Below are 16258 nucleotides of genomic sequence, written 5' to 3'. Positions count from 1 at the left end.
TACACATCCGACTACAGTGTCGCGTCGTGGCCCAGGTCACACGTCGGGCGGCCCGCTCCCCACGGCTCGGCGGGCGGGCTCGATAGGGTCGCGCACGTGTCGGAGAAGCCCACCCTCGCGCCGTACGGTCAGCTCCCCCGCGGAGGTGTCATCCGCCCCGTCACCCGCTGGGGCACCGAGGTCATGCACCGGCCGCAGCAGCCGGTGACGGCGTACGACGACGCGCTGCGCTCGCTCGTGGCCGACATGGTCGAGACGATGTACGCCGCCGACGGGGTCGGGCTCGCGGCCTGCCAGATCGGCGTCGACCGCGCGGTGTTCGTCTTCGACTGCCCCGACGACTCCGGACAGAGCACGGTGGGCGTGGTCTGCAACCCCGAGCTCACGCTGCCCGAGGGCAAGGACCGCCACCTCGACGACGGCGAGGAGGGGTGCCTGAGCTACCCGGGGGCCTTCGTACCCTGCGCACGGCCCGACTGGGCCCGGGTCACCGGCACCGGTCTGGACGGCGAGCCGGTGGAGTTCGAGGGCACCGGGCTGCTGGCGCGCTGCCTGCAGCACGAGACCGACCACACGCTCGGCACGGTGTTCGGCGACCGGCTGCCGACCAAGGCCCGCAAGCGCCTGGCCAAGGCGATGGAGAAGGCGGCCGAGGACTACCCCCTCGACTGGCCGACGTAGCAGGCGACGGCGGCCGCCGCCGCGACGTTGAGCGAGTCGATGCCCGCCGCCATCGGGATGACCGCGCGCCGGTCCGCGGAGGTCTCCCAGCGCGTCGACAGTCCGTGGCCCTCCGAGCCGAGCACCAGCGCGAGCCGGTCGACCCCGCGCACGGCGTCCTCCACCGGCACCGCGTCGTCGGCGAGGGTGAGGGCGACCGTGGTGAAGCCACGAGCCGACAGGGCCGGCAGCGCGCCGTGCCAGTCCTCGAGGCGGGTCCACGGCAGGGCGAAGACGGCGCCCATCGCGACCTTCACCGCGCGCCGGTAGAGCGGGTCGGCGCAGCGGGGCGCCAGCAGCACCGCGTCGAATCCGAGGGCGGCGCCGCAGCGGAAGATCGCGCCGACGTTGGTGTGGTCGACGACGTCCTCGAGGACCAGCACCGAGCGGGCGCCCTCGAGCGCCTCGTCGAGGCTCGGCAGCGGGCGGCGCTCCAGCGAGGCCAGAGCGCCTCGGTGGACGTGGAACCCGGTCACCTGCTCGGCCAGCTGCTCCGACAGCACGTAGCAGGGCGCGTCGGTCCGGTCGAGCACGTCCGCGAGGCCGTCGAGCCAGCGCGGGGCCATCAGGAACGAGCGGGGGGTGTGCCCGGCCTCGACGGCGCGGCGCACGACCTTCTCCCCCTCGGCGAGGAAGAGGCCGTGCTCGGCCTCGAGATGCTTGCGCAGCTCGACGTCGCGCAGGTCGCGGTAGTCGGCGAGCCGGGGGTCGGTGGGGTCGTCGAGGGCGATGAGCTCGGCCACGGGTCGAGGCGCTGCTCAGCGGCGGTGCGCGGCGGCGTACCGCTCGGGATGGGCGACGGCGACGACCGGACCCACCACGATGATCGCGGGCGGGCGCACGTCCTCGCGCTCCAGGTCGGCCTCGAGCTCGGCCAGCGTCGACAGCACGGTCCGCTGGGTCCGCATGCTCCCGTCGCACACCACCGCGACCGGGGTGTGGGCCGGGCGGCCGCCCGCGAGGAGGGAGGCGGCGATCGCGGGAGCGTTCTGCACCGCCATCATGAGGACGACGGTGCCGTGCAGGCGGGCCACGGCGTCCCAGTCGGTGAGCGACTCGGGGTGGCCCGGCGGCAGGTGGCCCGAGATGACGGTGAAGTCGTGCGCCACGCCGCGGTGCGTGACGGGGATGCCTGCGAGGCCGGGCACGGAGACGGGGCTGGTGAGCCCCGGGATCACGGTGACCGCGACCCCGGCCTCGCGGCACGCCTCGATCTCCTCGAAGCCGCGGCCGAAGACGAAGTTGTCGCCGCCCTTGAACCGGACGACGTTCTGACCCGCCAGGGCCCGCTCGACGATGACCCGGTTGATCTCCTCCTGCAGCGCCGAGCGCCCGCGGGGCAGCTTCGCGACGTCGACGAGCTCGACGTCGGCGGGCAGGTCGCCGAGCAGCTCGCGGGGGGCCAGCCGGTCCGCCACGACGACGTCGGCCTCCATGAGGGCGCGGCGTCCGGCCACCGAGATGAGGTCGGGATCGCCGGGCCCGCCGCCGACGAGCACGACGCCCGGCGCGCGCTCGCGGTCCTGGCGCGCCACGATCCGGCCCTCGCGCAGCCCCTCGAGGATCTCGTCGCGGATCGCGGCGCTGCGCCGCGGCTCACGGTTGCTCAGCACGGCGACCGTCACACCCGCGTGCCGGGCCACGGCCGGGGTCCAGGCGGTGCCCTCGGTGCCGTCGTCGGCGCGGACGCAGAAGATGCGCCGCTCCTCCGCACCGCGACTGACGGCGTCGTTGGCGACCGGGTCGTCGGTCGCGGCGATGGCGTACCACGCGCCCTCGAGGTCGGCGTCCTCGAAGCGACGGCGGTGCCAGGTCACCTCGCCCGCGCCGATCAGCCCCTCGACGGCCGGCGTGACCTCGGGCGAGACCAGCTCGACGGCGGCGCCGACGGAGATCAGGTGGGGCAGCCGCCGCTGGGCGACGAGGCCGCCCCCCACCACCAGCACGCGTCGCCCGGTGAGCCGCAGCCCCGCGGGGTAGAGCGCCGGGTAGCTCGCGGGACCGGTCGCCGGGGACACCGTGATCATCTCGTCCACGGCTCCATCATCGCCCCCGCGGGTACCGGACCGGGTGCCGGCCGCCCAGGGTGCGGACGGTGTCGCCAATCGACACGTGAGCATGAGAAGGAGCCCCGATGACGCTCGACCGCCCCGTCAGCCCGGACCCGTACGAGCTGCTGCCCGCCGTGCCGTCGTTCAGCGTGACCAGCGAGGACGTCGCCGACGGCCAGCCCCTCGACGACGCCCAGGTGCAGGCCGCCGGCGACACCTCGCCGCAGCTGTCGTGGTCGGGGTTCCCGGAGGACACCAAGAGCTTCACCGTGACCTGCTTCGACCCCGACGCCCCGACGCCGAGCGGGTTCTGGCACTGGGTCCTCGTCGACCTGCCCGCCGACTGCACGTCGTTGCCGACCGGCGCGGGCGCCGAGGGCGCCGAGCTGCCCGGCAACGCGTTCATGTGCCGCAACGACGCCGGCACGCTCGCCTTCACCGGCGCCGCGCCGCCCGAGGGCGACCAGGTCCACCGCTACTACTTCGTGGTGCACGCCGTGCGCGAGGAGTCCCTCGGCGTCGACTCCAGCGCCTCGCCGGCCGTCGTGTCGTTCAACCTGGCCTTCAAGACCGCCGGCCGCGCCATCCTGAAGGGCACCTACCAGCACTGAGCCGGTCTCGACCGGTACGTCGACAGTCGGACCTCTGGGCCACCAGGTGACCCAGGAGTTCGACTGTCGGCGCGACGGGTGCCGATGATGCTCATGTGAGACCGGGCGAGCGACGTCGACACGTCGGAGCCTGGCTGCCGACGGCGGTGCTGGTGGCGACCGTGGCACAGCTGGCGGTGGCGACGTGGGTGCCGGGGATCGACCGGTTCGCGGACAAGGCGTTCGGCGCCCGGCTCGCGGCCTACCCGGTGCTGATGCTGCTCGTGCCGGCACTGTGGTGGGTCACGGTCGGGCGCCGACGTCCGGACGCCACGGTGCCGTACGCCGCGTTCGCGCTGGTGATGCTGGGCTTCCTGATCGACACGACCGGCAACAGTCTCGACCTCTACGACCGAGTGGCGTGGTGGGACGACGTCAACCACTTCGTGAACTGGTTCTTCCTGCTCACCGGTCTGGGACTGGTGCTGGCCCGCGACGTCAGGCCGCGGTGGGTGCAGGTGCTGGCGATCACCGAGCTGGGGTGCCTGCTCGCGCTCGGCTGGGAGGTCGGCGAGTGGTGGACGTTCATCCGGCACGGCACCGAGCTCGACACGGCCTACGAGGACACGCTCGGGGACATGGTGCTGGGGACGAGCGGCGGGTTCGTGGCGGCGCTGGTGGTCGCGACGCTCAGCAGCCGGGTCAGCCGGGGTGGACCGGCAGGGCCTCGCGGGCCTGGGCCGGAGTCTCGCTCCGCGCCAGCGGGGCGCGGCTGAGGATCAGCACGGCGCGGTCGTCGTCGTGGGAGTCGACCTCGCCGACGATGCGGTGCGCGGCTCCGCCGAAGCCGAGGCCGACGGCGTCGTGGGCGGTGCGCTGGAGCCAGGCGATGCCGGCGTCGATGTGGGTGCCGCGGCTCTCGACGACGCCGTCGGTGTAGAAGAGCAGCGCCTCGCCGTGGAAGAGCCTGCCGTGGCTGGTGTGCAGCTCGGGGTCGTGGAGGACGCCCAGCGCGGTCCCACGGGCGTTGTCGATGACCCACTCCCCCTGCGGCACGTCCCAGCGCAGCGCGGGCGGGTGTCCGGCGCTGGTGATCTGGTAGGTCCCGTCCTCGAGGTCGACCAGCACGTGGACGGCGGTCGCGAAGGCCTCGTCGCCCCCGCGGCGCAGCAGGAAGTCGTTGGCCGTGCGGAAGAGCTGCTCGGGCGGCAGGGCTCCGATCAGCCCGCCGAGCGCCCCGGCGAACTGCAGGGCCGCCGGCCCGGCCGCGGTGCCCTTGCCGCACACGTCGACCAGGATCAGCTCGAGCCGGCGCCGGTCGTCGCTGAGGTCGGCGACCATGAAGTCACCGGCGTACGACACTCCGTGGGAGGCGACCATCGCGGTCTGGGACTCCCAGCCCGGCGGCAGCGGCGGGATGCGCCCCTGGGCCAGGAGCCGCTCCTTGAGGTCGGCCAGGAACGACTCGCTCAGCGTCGCGGGCAGACCGCTGCGCTGGCGGCTCGAGACCACCAGCACCAGGGCCGTCCCTGCGAGGAACCACCCGATCGAGACCACGACGAGCGGCTCGAGCGCTCGGACGAGCAGCAGCGACCCGACGCCGGCGAGGATGTCGGCGACGGCGACCAGGAGAAGCGGGCGGAAGCTCAGCAGGAGGCTCGCGACGAGCAGCCACACGAAGTAGGCCGAGAGCGGCATGTAGTCGCGGTCGACCAGCGAGACGACGAAGGAGACGGCGATGACCGCGAGCATCGCCGCGGCGGTCGCCCACTGGCTCTCGGGCGAACCGGTGCGCCACGCACCGATCCTCGCTCGCAGTGAAGGAGCCGCCCGAACAGCCATTCGCCCAGCCTAACCGTCCCCGCCCCCGTCGACGGCGGAACATTCCGTCAGGCGCGGAACCGCGCCCGTTCCTCCCCCGACGACGCGGCGTCGATCCGCTCGAGGTACTCCGGACGCATGGGCGGGAGCGCCGCGAGGGGCCACCAGCGGACGTCGCTCGACTCGTCGTCGGCGACGTGCGCCTCGCCCGAGAGCCACGTGCACGCGAAGGTGACGTCGAGGTAGGACGCCCGGTCGCCGTTGGGGTAGACGACCTCGGGGACCACCATCACCCCGGCGAGCCGGTCGACGCGGACCTCGACGCCGGTCTCCTCGAGCGCCTCGCGCCGGGCCGCGACGGCCGGCTCCTCGCCCGGGTCGACGATGCCCGTCACCGGCGTCCACTCGTCGTTGTCGGCGCGCCGGACGAGCAGCACCTCCTCGCCCCGACGTACGACGGCCGTGATGCCGGGCAGCCAGAGCGGGTGGGTGCCGATCATCCGGCGGACGTCGACGATGAACTCCGGGATCGGCACCGGCCCACCCTACGGGCGGGCCGGCGCCGAACCGGGCTGATCAGTCCTCGTAGACCTCCACGACGGCCGGGTCGATGGTCTTCACCGGCCCGGTGAACCAGTTCCGGGCCGAGACGCCCCACCAGATCGCGAGGAGCAGCAGCACGCCGACAGTCATGATCGGGGCGTAGTTGACGCTGGCCCAGTCGAACTCGTCGCGCCACGGCGCACCGAACGGCGAGGTGGGCAGCATCAGCATCAGCCCGACCACCACGATCTCCACCACGGCGAGCGGGTTCATCCACTTGTACTTGCTGCCGTTGTTCCAGGAGCCGACCTGGAAGGAGTCGCCCGCACGCCAGCGCAGGTAGATCGGGATCGCGAAGGAGAAGTAGAGGCCGATGACCGAGACCGAGGTGACCGCGTAGAAGGCCGTCGGGATGCCGTTGACCGACTTGAGCGCCGGGAGCGTGATGACGACGGCGACGAGCGCGGCGCAGATGACGGCGTTGGCGGGCGTCTTCTGGGCGTTGACCTTCGACCACAGCTTCGAGCCCGGCACCGCGCGGTCGCGGCTGAAGGCGAACATCATCCGCGAGGTCGAGGTGAGGCAGGCGGTGGCGCAGAAGAGCTGCGCGCAGGCCGAGACCAGGAGCAGCAGCCCGGCCCACTTCGAGCCCAGTGCGGCGTCGAAGACGTAGGCGACGCCGCCCGCCGGGATGTCGGCGTACGCCGGCACGCCGTCGACCTGCGGGATCGCGAAGGTGATGGCGAGGAGCAGGACGTAGCCGCCGATCGCGGAGTAGAGGATCGACTGCCAGATCGCGCGGGCCGCCGTCTTGGCCGCGCCCTGGGTCTCCTCCGAGAGGTGCACCGAGGCGTCGTAGCCGGTGATCGTGTACTGCGTGAGGATGAAGCCGAACGGGATGATGACGAAGAAGTAGGTCAGGCTGCCGGTCGAGCCGCCGTCCCACCCGGAGCCGTTGAAGCGGTCGGTGAACACCTGCGACAGGCTCAGGTGGCTGTCGGGCACGAGCACGAGCACCAGCACGAGGAACGCCGCGCCGACGACGTGCCACCACACCGAGACGTTGTTGATGATCGCGAGCAGGTGGCTGGAGAAGATGTTGACCAGCGAGATCAGCGCCAGGATCACCAGGAACAGGACGAAGACGCGGTTGAGCGAGAAGCCGTCGAACCAGCCCCAGGCGTCGAAGGTCAGCTCGAAGAACGTCGCGCAGCCGTAGGCGACCGACGCGGTCACCGCGAAGAGGCCGATGAGGTTGAGCCAGCCCGTGAAGAACCCGGCCGCGGGCCCACCGAGCTTGGAAGCCCAGTAGTAGATGCCGCCCGAGGTCGGCATCGCCGAGACCAGCTCGGCCATCGTGAAGCCGATGACGAGGATCAGCAGCGAGATGATCGGCCAGGACCACGAGATCGAGACCGGCCCGCCGTTGGCGATGCCCGCGCCGTACGTCGTCAGGCAGCCGGCGAGGATCGAGATGATCGAGAACGAGATCGCGAAGTTGGAGAAGCCCGACCAGCTGCGGGCCAGCTCCTGCTTGTAGCCCAGTCTCGCGAGGAGCGCCTCGTCGTCGTCCACGTGTCGCTCGTCCATGGTCATGCCGGGTTCCCCTCCCACAGGTCGCGTCCGTCGTCGCGAGTTGGCCAGAAACTAGACCCGCCGCCGAGCACGTGTAAACAGTTCCTGTGTTAAAGGTCTGAGTCCAGACCTTTGATTGACAGCACCGGCCGGGCCTCGCAGGATGCTCCCCGTGACCGCCACCCCGCACTCGCTGCCCGAGGCGGTGCTGCGTCCGGTGCGCGCCCACCACGCCTTCGAGTCGTGCGTCGAGCAGCTCGCGACCGCGATCCGCCTCGGCGTCTACCCGCGCGGCACCACCCTGCCGGCCGAGCGCGACCTCGCCGAGCGGCTCCAGGTCTCGCGCGCCACGCTGCGCGAGGCGATGGTCGCGCTGCGCCAGGCCGGGCTGGTCGAGACGACGCGCGGTCGCGGCGGCGGCACCGTCGTCACCCAGCGCCCGCGCACCCCCTCGGCCCGCGCGGCCGCGCGGATCAAGGCCGCCAAGCGCGACGAGTGGCTCGACACCCTCGACTTCCGGCGCATCGTCGAGCCGGGCGCGGCCGCCCTGGCCGCCGACCGCCCGCTCACCGAGGAGCAGCGCGACCAGCTCGTGCAGGCCCACCAGGAGGTCACCGCGGCCCGTCGGCCGGCCGAGCACCGCCAGGCCGACTCGCGCTTCCACCTCACGCTCGCCTCGCTCACCGGTTCGCCGCGCACCGTCGAGGCCGTCACCTCCGTGCAGGCGGTGCTCCACGAGATGCTGCTCGCGATCCCGGTCCTCGAGGCCAACATCGGGCACTCCGACGCCCAGCACGACCGCCTGGTCACCGCGGTCCTCGCGGGTCGCGCGACCCAGGCGCGCAAGGTCATGGAGGAACACTGCGACGACACGGCCGCCCTCCTGCGCGGCCTGGTGGGATAGAGGAGCGCGCCATGAGCACCAAGCGCAACGACCGGCACCTGACGATGGCCGAGCTGGTCGCCCGCATCGACGACGGCAGCATCGACACGGTCGTCGTCGCGTTCACCGACATGCAGGGCCGGCTGCAGGGCAAGCGGCTGCACGGTCGCTACTTCGCCGACATCGTGGTCGACCACGGCACGGAGGGCTGCAACTACCTCCTCGCCGTCGACGTGGACATGAACACCGTCGGCGGGTACGCCATGAGCTCGTGGGAGCGGGGGTACGGCGACATGGAGTTCGCGCTCGACGAGCGCACCATCCGCGTGCTCGACCACCTGCCCGCCACCGCGATGGTGCAGTGCGACCTGGTCTGGTTGGACCACTCCCCGGTCGTGCAGTCGCCGCGCACGATCCTGCAGGCCCAGCTGGACCGCTGCGCCGAGCGCGGCTGGACGGCGCTGGCCGGCACCGAGCTGGAGTTCATCGCCTTCGACACGACCTACGAGGCCGCCGCCGATGCGGCGTACCGCGACCTGCGCCCGGTCAACCAGTACAACGTCGACTACTCCATCCTCGGCACCACGCGCGTCGAGCCGCTGCTGCGGGCGATCCGCAACACGATGTACGCCGCGGGGCTCGACGTCGAGGGCGCCAAGGGCGAGTGCAACTTCGGCCAGCACGAGATCGGGTTCCTCTACGCCGACGCCCTGACGACCTGCGACAACCACGCGGTCTACAAGACCGTCGCCAAGGAGATCGCCGCCCAGCAGGGCAAGGCGCTGACCTTCATGGCGAAGTACAACGAGCGCGAGGGCAGCTCGTGCCACGTGCACCTCTCGCTGCGCGGCCAGGACGACTCGCTGGTGTTCTGGGACGCCGAGCGGGGTGAGCGCTCCGCGCTCTACGACCACTTCGTCGCCGGCATCCTCGCGACCGCGGCCGAGCTGACGCTGCTGTACGCACCCAACATCAACTCCTACAAGCGCTTCGCCCACGGCTCCTTCGCGCCGACCGCCGTCGCCTGGGGCCACGACAACCGCACCTGCGCCGTCCGCCTCGTGGGCAAGGGCCCCGCGGCGCGGCTGGAGAACCGGCTGCCCGGCGCCGACGTCAACCCCTACCTCGCGGTCGCGGCAATGCTCGCCGGCGGCCTGCACGGCATCGAGCACGAGCTGCCCCTCGAGCCCGAGCTCGTCGGCAACGCCTACGACGCCGACAAGCCGCAGGTGCCGCACACGATGTGGGAGGCGCGCACGCTCTTCGCCTCCTCCGAGGTCGCCCGCGCCGCCTTCGGCGACGAGGTGGTCGACCACTACACCAACATGGCCGACGTCGAGCTGCGCACCTACGACGCCGCCGTGACCGACTGGGAGCTGAAGAGAGGCTTCGAACGACTGTGAGCACCACCTCTGCGGACCGTCCGGACGTCTTCACCGTCGTCGACCCGGCCACCGAGAAGCCGCTGGCCGACGTACCCCTGGTCGACCTGGCGGGCGCCGACGCCGCCATCGCGGCCTCGCACGAGGCGTTCCAGCACTGGCGCGCCGTCGCGCCGGGTGAGCGGGCGGCGATGCTGCGCCGCTTCGCCTCGGTCGTCGACGCCCACGTCGAGGAGCTCGCCGAGCTCGAGGTGCGCAACGCCGGCCACACCTGGGGCAACGCGCGCTGGGAGGCCGGCAACGTCCGCGACTGCCTCAACTACTACGCCGGGGCGCCCGAGCGGATGTTCGGCCGTCAGATCCCGGTCGCCGGCGGCACCGACGTGACCTTCCACGAGCCGCTGGGCGTCGTGGGGGTCATCGTGCCGTGGAACTTCCCGATGCCGATCGCCGGCTGGGGCTTCGCGCCGGCGCTGGCCGCGGGCAACACGGTGGTCCTCAAGCCTGCCGAGCTGACCCCCATGACGGCGGTGCGCCTGGGCGAGCTCGCCCTGGAGGCGGGCCTGCCCGAGCACGTGCTCACGATCCTGCCGGGCCGCGGTGACGTGGTCGGCCAGCGCTTCGTCACCCACGACCTGGTGCGCAAGGTCTGCTTCACCGGCTCGACCCGCGTCGGCAAGCAGATCATGGCCGGCTGCGCCGAGCAGGTGAAGCGGGTGACCCTCGAGCTCGGCGGCAAGAGCTCCAACATCGTCTTCGCCGATGCCGACGTCGCCGCGGCGGCGGCGGCCGCGCCGGGCGCCGTCTTCGACAACGCCGGCCAGGACTGCTGCGCCCGCTCGCGGATCCTGGTCGAGCGCTCGGTCTACGACGAGTTCATGACCCACCTCGAGCCCGCCGTGCAGGCGGTCCGGGTGCTCGACCCGCAGGACGAGTCCGCCGACATGGGCCCGCTGGTCTCGTCCGGTCAGCGCGACCGGGTCGTCTCCTACCTCGACGAGGTCGACGTGACCATCGAGGGCTCGCGTCCCGACGGCCCCGGCTGGTGGGTCGCCCCCTCGGTCGTGGCGGTCGAGGACCCCGCCACCCGGATCTGGCGCGAGGAGGTCTTCGGGCCCGTCGTCGCCGTGATGCCGTTCGACGACGAGGCCGACGCCGTCGCCAAGGCCAACGACACCGAGTACGGCCTGTCCGGCTCGATCTTCACCGCCGACCTCGGCCGCGGGCTGCGGGTCGCCCGGGCCGTCGAGGCCGGCAACCTCTCGGTCAACAGCCACTCCTCGGTCCGCTACTGGACGCCGTTCGGCGGCTACAAGCAGTCCGGCCTCGGCCGCGAGCTCGGCCCGGACGCCCCGATGGCGTTCACCGAGGAGAAGAACGTCTTCATCGCCCACTGAGGACGCCCAGACCCCAGATCCAGCAGAGAGAACAGGACACAGCACGTGGCAGGACGCATCCAGGACCGGGTCGCGGTCATCACCGGCGGTTGCTCGGGCATCGGTCTCGCGACCGTCGAGCGCTTCGTCGAGGAGGGCGCGAAGGTCGTCATCGGCGACCTCAACGACGAGCGTGGCCACCAGCTGGTCGGCCAGCTCGGCGGCGAGAGCGTGGCGACGTACGTCCACGTCGACGTGACCGACAAGGAGCAGGTCGACGCTCTGTTCCAGACCGCCAAGGACACCTACGGCTCGGTCGACATCGCGTTCAACAACGCCGGCATCAGCCCGCCGGAGGACGACTCGATCCTCGACACCGACCTCGACGCGTGGCGCAAGGTGCAGGAGGTCAACCTGACCTCGGTCTACCTGTGCTGCAAGGCGGCGCTGCCGCACATGCTCGAGCAGGGCCGCGGCTCGATCATCAACACCGCGTCCTTCGTCGCGGTCATGGGCGCGGCGACCTCGCAGATCAGCTACTCCGCCTCGAAGGGCGGCGTGCTGTCGATGACCCGCGAGCTCGGCGTCCAGTTCGCCCGCCAGGGCGTGCGCGTCAACGCGCTCTGCCCGGGACCGGTCAACACCCCGCTGCTGCAGGAGCTGTTCGCCTCCGACCCCGAGCGCGCGGCGCGACGCCTCGTGCACGTGCCGATGGGGCGCTTCGGCGAGCCGTCGGAGATGGCCAGCGCGGTGCTGTTCCTGGCCTCCGACGACTCCTCGTTCATGACCGCCAACACCTTCCTGGTCGACGGCGGCATCAGCGGGGCCTACGTCACGCCCCTGTGAGCCCGTTGATCGGTCTCACGACCTACCGCGAGCAGGCGGCGTGGGGGGTGTGGGACCAGCGCGCCGACCTCCTTCCTGCGCAGTACGCCGAGGCCGTGGTCGCGTGCGGCGGCGTGCCGGTGCTGCTGCCGCCGCAGCCGGCCGAGGGGGCGGCTGCGGTGGTGGCCCGGCTCGACGGGCTCGTCGTCTCCGGCGGCGCCGACGTCGACCCGGGTCGCTACGGCGCGACGCCGCACCCGCGCACCGCGGGCTGGCGCGCCGACCGCGACGCGTGGGAGACCGCCCTGCTCGACGCCGCCGAGGCGGCCGGACTGCCGGTGCTCGGGGTCTGCCGCGGCATGCAGCTGATGGCGGTGCGCTCGGGCGGCACGCTCGACCAGCACACCCCGGACCTGGTGGGTCACGACGACCACAGCCCCGGGGGCGATGCCTTCGGCACCGTCGCGGTGCGGACCGAGCCCGGCAGCCGTCTGGCCGGGCTCGTCGGGGAGGCTGTGACGGTGAACTGCCACCACCACCAGTCGGTCGCCACCCATCCGGGGTTCCGGGCGGTCGCGCGGGCCGCGGACGGCACGCTCGAGGCGATGGAGGCCGAGGGCGACCGGTTCTGCGTCGCGGTGCAGTGGCACCCGGAGACCGCCGCCGACGTCGGGCTCCTCGCCGGCCTGGTCGCGGCTGCGGCGCCCGGCTCCCCGGAGTGAGGCGCGAGCGGGTCCTGATCAGCGCGCACCGCTGCGAGACCCTCGCCGACATCGAGGCCGCGGTGGCGCTCGGGGTCGACCACGTCGAGATCGACGTCCACCGGCGCGCCGACGGCTCGTTCGTGGTCGACCACGACGGCACCCTGCCCTCGCCGACCACCTACGAGGACGCGCTCGCCGCGATCAACGGCCGCGCCCGCCTGCACCTCGACCTCAAGGTCACCGAGGCGGACGCCGCCGTCGAGGCGTCGCGGCGCGCGGTGGAGGCGCTGGGGCCCGAGGCGGTGCTCGTGACCACGCTCGAGGACGACCACGTCCGGGCCGTGCGGGACTGGTCGGACGCCGAGGGCCTGGGCCTGCTGGTCGGGTTGTCGCTCGGCCGGTCCGTGCGCGGGATGTCGCTGGCCCGACGGATCTGGGTGCGCACCTTCGAGCTGCTGCCCGGGCTGCGCTACCGGGTGGCCGGGGCCAACCTGGTGGTCGCCAACCACTGGCTGGCGCGGTTCGGCGTCGCCGCCTTCGCGCGGCGTACGCGCCGACCGCTGCTGGTGTGGACGGTCGACACCGAAGAGTCGCTGCACCACTGGCTGCGACCGGGCCGGGCCTTCCTGGTCACCACCAACGAGCCGGCGCTGGCCGTGCGGGTGCGCGACGAGTGGTGACCCGTCGCGCACCCGGGATCACACCGGGCTGAGGGTCAGCTGGCGGTCGCGCACTTCGCGAGGTCGTCGCTCGCCGCCTCGACCGCCTTCTTGTCACTGTCGCTGCCGTCGTAGTCGTCGTCCCCGTCGACGAGGGCCTGCAGCGCCTTGTCGGAGACGTCGGAGTCGTGCAGCGTCTTGGCGATGCAGTCGATGACGTCGTCCGAGGCGCTGTCGGTGACCGCGCCGAGGGGGCTGTCGCTGCCCTTCAGGGTGTCGGCGATCTCGCTGGTCGAGGGACGACCACCACCGCCGCCACCGCAGGCGGCGAGGGCGACGAACAGGGTCACGGCGGGGATCAGCTTCTTCACGATGGCTCGCTTCCGAGGGGAGGTGGCGTCGGGCCCGTCCGCCCGACGTGTCATGCACGACCTTCCGTGCGCGACGACGCTACTGGTACCCCCTCCTCAGCCCGGCGGCGGACACTCGGAGCCGCGCACGAAGGCCCGGTCTGGACCGGCGGCGCTGCGCACAGCAGCGCTGCCGGTGGCAGCGTGCTCTTCGGCACCGGCCCGGGCGCGACGAGGCTCGGCCCATGAGCGAACACACCGATCCGGCCTCGGTCCTCGACCGGGCCTTCCACGAGGCCCTCTTCGACCAGCGCACCCTCGTGCTCGGCGAGGCACTCGAGCAGCACCACGCCAACCGGCTCTGCCAGGGGCTGCTCCTGCTCGCCGCCGCGGACCCCGAGCGCGACATCCGCCTGCTGATCAACTCCCCCGGCGGCTCCGTGCCCGGGATGCTGGCCATCCGGGACTGCATGCGCGCCGTCCCCAACGACGTGACGACGGTGAACCTGGGGATGGCCTACAGCGCCGGGCAGTTCCTGCTGTCGTCGGGCACCCCGGGCAAGCGGTACTCCCTGCCGCACGCCAAGGTCCTGCTCCACCAGGGGTCCGCGGGCATCGCCGGCTCGGCCATGGACATCGCCATCCAGGCCGACGACCTGCGCCACACCCGCGACACGGTGCTGGCCCTCATCGCCGAGGACACGGGCCAGCCCGTCGAGCAGGTGGAGCGCGACTCGCAGCGCGACCGCTGGTACACCGCCGAGGAGGCGCTCGCCTACGGCTTCGTCGACGCCGTGGTGGGCTCGCTCGACGAGCTCCTGCCGTCGCGGCGCCCGTCGATCGGTCTGACCGCGCAGCGCGAGGTCGCCCGATGAGCTCCTACGCGATCCCCTACGTCACCACCCAGACCCCGCGCGGTGAGCGGACGGTCGACATCTACAGCCGGCTGCTGGCCGACCGCATCGTCTACCTCGGCACCGGCATCGACGACGGGGTCGCCAACGCGGTGATCGCACAGCTCCTGCACCTCGAGAACGAGAGCCCCGACGCCCCCGTGTCGCTCTACGTCAACTCCCCCGGCGGCTCGATCCCGGCGACCCTCGCGATCTACGACGCGATGCAGTTCATCCGCCCGCGGGTCGAGACGACCTGCGTCGGACAGGCCGCTGCCACCGCGGCCCTGCTGCTGGCCGGTGGCGCACCCGGGAGCCGGAGCATCCTGGCGCACGGCCGGGTCGTCCTCCACGCACCGGCCGCCGAGGGGCGCGGCGCCATCCCCGACCTGATCCTGGAGGCGGAGGAGGTCGAGCGCGTCCGCACCCTGCAGGAGGAGATCCTCGCTGCGCACAGCGGCCGCACCGCGTCGCAGGTGCGCGACGACACCGCCCGCGAGCTGGTGCTCACCCCGGCCGCCGCGGTGGAGTACGGCGTCGTCGACGCGGTGCTGCGCGAACGCTGACCGGACGGGCTCAGGCGGCGAGGCAGAGCGGGCCGGAGGGGCACGTCGGTGCGGGCACCAGGTGCCGCGAGGCGCGGCGCGTGAGATCGAGGACCGTCAGGTCGAGGGCCCCGGCCACCGCCGACAGCACCTCGGACGACGCGTCCTTGCGGCCGCGCTCGAGCTCGGAGAGGTACTGCGGCGCCACGCCGGCCCGCCCGGCCACGTCGGCGATGCGCTCCCCGCGCCGGCTCCGCTCCTCGCGCAGCTGGGCACCGACGGCCTCGCGCCACAGGGGCTCGGGCGCCGTGCGGCGCAGCGGGACGACGTTCTCGGCGCCGGACTCCATGCCCCGAGCGTAGCCAGGGCCGGGGGCTGCCAGACTGAGACACGTGCCGAACCACCGCACGGACGTGCTCGGGGAGCCGTTCACCGCCGAGACCATCGACCTGCCGCCCGACGCCGAGGGCGAGGTCGTCGCCACGCTGGTGCACCGACCCGCCGACGCCCCTACCCGACGCGCGGTGCTCCACGTGCACGGCTTCGCCGACTACTTCTTCCAGGCCGAGATGGCCGCGTGGTGGACCGAGCGCGGCTACGACTTCTACGCGATCGACCTGCGCAAGTACGGCCGTTCGACCCGACCGTGGCAGACGCCGACGTACGTCGACGACCTGGGCGAGTACGACGCCGACCTCGACGAGGCCTGGAGCCGCATCGTCGAGCGCGACGGCCACGACGAGGTCGTGCTGTCCGCGCACTCGACGGGCGGGCTCGTCGTGGGGCTGTGGGCGGACCGCCGCCAGCCCGAGGCCCTCGCGGGCGCGGTGATGAACTCGCCGTGGCTCGACCTGCAGGGCAGTGCCCTGCTGCGGGTGGTCGGCACCCCGGTCATCGAGCAGGTCGGCCGCCGGCAGCCACGCCGCGAGATCAAGCGTCAGGTGACCGGTTTCTACACCCGGTCGCTGCACCGCGAGCACGACGGCGAGTGGGACTTCGACCTGACCTGGAAGCCGATCGAGTCGTTCCCGGTCTACGCCGGCTGGCTGCGCGCGGTGCGCCGCGGGCACGCGACGCTGCACCGCGGCCTGACGCTCGCGTGCCCGGTGCTCGTCCTCTGCTCCGACCGCTCGACGCTGCCGACCGAGCCCGGCGAGGACGTCGACACCAGCGACATCGTGCTCGACGTCGACCAGATCCGGCGCTGGTCCACGGCGTACGGCCGCCACGTCACCTGCGTCGCCGTGCCCGGTGCCCGCCACGACGTGTTCCTCTCGCGGCTCGAGGCGCGCGAGCGCGCCTACAGCACCGTCGACACCTGGCGGGCGGCCTGGCTCTGAC

At 72.6% G+C, this 16258-nt stretch carries 19 protein-coding genes; 12 read left to right on the top strand and 7 right to left on the bottom strand.

Features of this window, described 5'->3' with window-relative positions; all coding sequences use genetic code 11:
* Positions 1-96 precede the first annotated feature (96 nt).
* On the top strand, positions 97-681 hold the full coding sequence (gene def / locus GRQ65_RS04395) for a peptide deformylase (RefSeq protein WP_337191486.1): 585 nt from the start codon (positions 97-99) through the stop codon (positions 679-681).
* On the opposite strand, the gene GRQ65_RS04390 is transcribed toward def, so the two are convergent.
* Both GRQ65_RS04390 and cobA read right to left on the bottom strand, forming a co-directional pair.
* Complete coding sequence (locus GRQ65_RS04390; RefSeq protein ID WP_160875520.1) at positions 657-1463, bottom strand: TrmH family RNA methyltransferase; 807 nt, start codon at positions 1461-1463, stop codon at positions 657-659. The genes def and GRQ65_RS04390 overlap by 25 nt on opposite strands.
* A 15-nt stretch (positions 1464-1478) precedes the next feature.
* Entirely contained in the window at positions 1479-2747 is a 1269-nt protein-coding gene (gene cobA / locus GRQ65_RS04385) for a uroporphyrinogen-III C-methyltransferase (RefSeq protein WP_160875843.1), read from the bottom strand.
* Positions 2748-2854: 107 nt separating this feature from the next.
* Between cobA and GRQ65_RS04380 the strand changes: the two genes are divergently transcribed.
* Positions 2855-3382 (top strand): YbhB/YbcL family Raf kinase inhibitor-like protein, encoded by a 528-nt coding sequence (locus GRQ65_RS04380; RefSeq protein WP_160875519.1) that lies wholly within the window; start codon positions 2855-2857, stop codon positions 3380-3382.
* Between the two features lie 95 nt (positions 3383-3477).
* Positions 3478-4137 (top strand): DUF2238 domain-containing protein, encoded by a 660-nt coding sequence (locus tag GRQ65_RS04375; protein WP_202387333.1) that lies wholly within the window; start codon positions 3478-3480, stop codon positions 4135-4137.
* Here the strand turns inward: GRQ65_RS04375 and GRQ65_RS04370 are convergent.
* The 3 genes from GRQ65_RS04370 to GRQ65_RS04360 are packed head-to-tail and all read right to left on the bottom strand — an operon-like array spanning position 4064 to position 7300.
* Entirely contained in the window at positions 4064-5203 is a 1140-nt protein-coding gene (locus tag GRQ65_RS04370) for a PP2C family protein-serine/threonine phosphatase (protein ID WP_160875518.1), read from the bottom strand. The genes GRQ65_RS04375 and GRQ65_RS04370 overlap by 74 nt on opposite strands.
* 47 nt (positions 5204-5250) lie before the next feature.
* Positions 5251-5718 carry an NUDIX domain-containing protein gene (locus GRQ65_RS04365; protein WP_160875517.1) on the bottom strand — a complete coding sequence of 156 codons (468 nt, stop codon included), beginning with the start codon at positions 5716-5718 and terminating at the stop codon, positions 5251-5253.
* Positions 5719-5758: 40 nt separating this feature from the next.
* On the bottom strand, positions 5759-7300 hold the full coding sequence (locus tag GRQ65_RS04360) for an amino acid permease (RefSeq protein ID WP_337191485.1): 1542 nt from the start codon (positions 7298-7300) through the stop codon (positions 5759-5761).
* Between the two features lie 163 nt (positions 7301-7463).
* On the opposite strand from GRQ65_RS04360, the gene GRQ65_RS04355 reads away from it, so the two are divergent.
* The 6 genes from GRQ65_RS04355 to GRQ65_RS04330 are packed head-to-tail and all read left to right on the top strand — an operon-like array spanning position 7464 to position 13150.
* Complete coding sequence (locus tag GRQ65_RS04355) at positions 7464-8204, top strand: FadR/GntR family transcriptional regulator (protein ID WP_160875515.1); 741 nt, start codon at positions 7464-7466, stop codon at positions 8202-8204.
* A gap of 11 nt (positions 8205-8215) precedes the next feature.
* A complete protein-coding gene (locus GRQ65_RS04350) occupies positions 8216-9586 on the top strand; it encodes a glutamine synthetase family protein (protein WP_160875513.1) in 1371 nt (456 codons plus the stop codon).
* Positions 9583-10962: an aldehyde dehydrogenase family protein gene (locus GRQ65_RS04345; RefSeq protein WP_160875511.1), complete on the top strand. Its 1380-nt coding sequence runs from the start codon at positions 9583-9585 to the stop codon at positions 10960-10962. The genes GRQ65_RS04350 and GRQ65_RS04345 overlap by 4 nt, the downstream gene beginning before the upstream one ends.
* Before the next feature lie 45 nt (positions 10963-11007).
* Complete coding sequence (locus GRQ65_RS04340; protein ID WP_160875509.1) at positions 11008-11787, top strand: 3-oxoacyl-ACP reductase; 780 nt, start codon at positions 11008-11010, stop codon at positions 11785-11787.
* A complete protein-coding gene (locus GRQ65_RS04335) occupies positions 11784-12488 on the top strand; it encodes a gamma-glutamyl-gamma-aminobutyrate hydrolase family protein (protein WP_337191484.1) in 705 nt (234 codons plus the stop codon). The genes GRQ65_RS04340 and GRQ65_RS04335 overlap by 4 nt, the downstream gene beginning before the upstream one ends.
* Entirely contained in the window at positions 12485-13150 is a 666-nt protein-coding gene (locus GRQ65_RS04330) for a glycerophosphodiester phosphodiesterase family protein (protein ID WP_160875507.1), read from the top strand. Before GRQ65_RS04335 ends, GRQ65_RS04330 begins: the two co-directional genes overlap by 4 nt.
* A 35-nt stretch (positions 13151-13185) precedes the next feature.
* Here the strand turns inward: GRQ65_RS04330 and GRQ65_RS04325 are convergent, their stop codons facing one another.
* Positions 13186-13500: a hypothetical protein gene (locus tag GRQ65_RS04325; RefSeq protein ID WP_160875505.1), complete on the bottom strand. Its 315-nt coding sequence runs from the start codon at positions 13498-13500 to the stop codon at positions 13186-13188.
* Positions 13501-13724: 224 nt separating this feature from the next.
* On the opposite strand from GRQ65_RS04325, the gene GRQ65_RS04320 reads away from it, so the two are divergent.
* Together GRQ65_RS04320 and GRQ65_RS04315 are read left to right on the top strand one after the other, a co-directional pair.
* The gene (locus GRQ65_RS04320; RefSeq protein WP_160875503.1) at positions 13725-14354 is read left to right on the top strand and encodes a ClpP family protease; all 630 of its coding nucleotides are present in this window, start codon (positions 13725-13727) and stop codon (positions 14352-14354) included.
* Positions 14351-14938 carry a ClpP family protease gene (locus tag GRQ65_RS04315; protein WP_160875501.1) on the top strand — a complete coding sequence of 196 codons (588 nt, stop codon included), beginning with the start codon at positions 14351-14353 and terminating at the stop codon, positions 14936-14938. Before GRQ65_RS04320 ends, GRQ65_RS04315 begins: the two co-directional genes overlap by 4 nt.
* 10 nt (positions 14939-14948) lie before the next feature.
* Here the strand turns inward: GRQ65_RS04315 and GRQ65_RS04310 are convergent, their stop codons facing one another.
* On the bottom strand, positions 14949-15266 hold the full coding sequence (locus GRQ65_RS04310) for a helix-turn-helix domain-containing protein (RefSeq protein ID WP_160875499.1): 318 nt from the start codon (positions 15264-15266) through the stop codon (positions 14949-14951).
* A gap of 43 nt (positions 15267-15309) precedes the next feature.
* Between GRQ65_RS04310 and GRQ65_RS04305 the strand changes: the two genes are divergently transcribed.
* Entirely contained in the window at positions 15310-16257 is a 948-nt protein-coding gene (locus tag GRQ65_RS04305) for an alpha/beta fold hydrolase (RefSeq protein WP_160875497.1), read from the top strand.
* The last annotated feature ends 1 nt before the right edge of the window (position 16258 follow it).

The organism is Nocardioides flavescens (assembly GCF_009823805.1).
Taxonomy (GTDB): domain Bacteria; phylum Actinomycetota; class Actinomycetes; order Propionibacteriales; family Nocardioidaceae; genus Nocardioides; species Nocardioides flavescens.
The sequence above is the reverse complement of the archived record's forward strand: the minus strand, read 5'-3'. Positions and strand labels throughout refer to the sequence as shown.

What these genes read in the sequence shown, in the direction of transcription:
- GRQ65_RS04370 (WP_160875518.1), bottom strand. Translation starts at nt 5,203, where the DNA reads ATGGCTGTTCGGGCGGCTCCTTCACTGCGAGCGAGGATCGGTGCGTGG.
- GRQ65_RS04355 (WP_160875515.1), top strand. Translation starts at nt 7,464, where the DNA reads ATGCTCCCCGTGACCGCCACCCCGCACTCGCTGCCCGAGGCGGTGCTG.
- GRQ65_RS04310 (WP_160875499.1), bottom strand. Translation starts at nt 15,266, where the DNA reads ATGGAGTCCGGCGCCGAGAACGTCGTCCCGCTGCGCCGCACGGCGCCC.
- GRQ65_RS04320 (WP_160875503.1), top strand. Translation starts at nt 13,725, where the DNA reads ATGAGCGAACACACCGATCCGGCCTCGGTCCTCGACCGGGCCTTCCAC.
- cobA (WP_160875843.1), bottom strand. Translation starts at nt 2,747, where the DNA reads ATGATCACGGTGTCCCCGGCGACCGGTCCCGCGAGCTACCCGGCGCTC.
- GRQ65_RS04350 (WP_160875513.1), top strand. Translation starts at nt 8,216, where the DNA reads ATGAGCACCAAGCGCAACGACCGGCACCTGACGATGGCCGAGCTGGTC.
- GRQ65_RS04315 (WP_160875501.1), top strand. Translation starts at nt 14,351, where the DNA reads ATGAGCTCCTACGCGATCCCCTACGTCACCACCCAGACCCCGCGCGGT.
- GRQ65_RS04380 (WP_160875519.1), top strand. Translation starts at nt 2,855, where the DNA reads ATGACGCTCGACCGCCCCGTCAGCCCGGACCCGTACGAGCTGCTGCCC.